We start from the raw sequence: 684 nt of genomic DNA on the forward strand, positions 1-684 counted from the left end.
CGGCACGTTGGCCCCGCCGCTCACGACGACGTCGTCGGCCCGGCCGAGCACGCGCAGGTGCCCGTCGGGGGCCAGCTCGCCGAGGTCCTGGGTGTCGAACCAGCCGTCGCGCAGCACGCGGGCAGTGGCCTCGGCGTCGGCGTACCCGTCCATGAGCACGGGTCCGGCGAGCCGGATGCGACCGTCGTCGGCGACGTCGACCTGCACGCCGTCCAGCGCCACCCCGTCGTAGACGCAGCCGCCGCACGTCTCGCTCATGCCGTACGTGCGCACGACGCGGACGCCGGCGTCGCGGACGTGGTCGAGCAGCCGCGGGCTCACCGCGGCGCCGCCGACGAGCAGCGCGTCCAGGCCCGTGAGCACGCCGACGTCGCCGGACTCGGCGAGCCGGTACAGCTGCGTGGGCACGAGCGAGGCGTAGCGGCGCTCGCCGTCCATCGCCTCGATCGCGTCGGCCAGCGAGAGGTGCTCGTCGGCGACGACGGCGGACGTGCCGGCCAGGAGCGAGCGGAACAGCACCTGGAGCCCGGCCACCCCGGTCGGGGGCAGCGCCAGCAGCCACTGGCCCGGTCCTCCGAGCCGCTCGTGGGTCGCGGTCGCCGACGCGGTCATGGCCGCGTGCGACAGCAGGACGTCCTTGGGCGTGCCGGTGCTGCCGGACGTGCGCACGGCGAGCGGCCCGGC

The 684-nt window shown here is 76.5% G+C and carries 1 protein-coding gene; it reads right to left on the bottom strand.

Annotated features, from left to right (window positions below):
- The coding region (locus AC2W7G_RS17855; RefSeq protein ID WP_485869609.1) for an AMP-binding protein at positions 1–684 on the bottom strand (684 nt) is incomplete at both ends.

The sequence above is a fragment of the Aeromicrobium sp. PFPM2_SD2 genome (assembly GCF_057364525.1).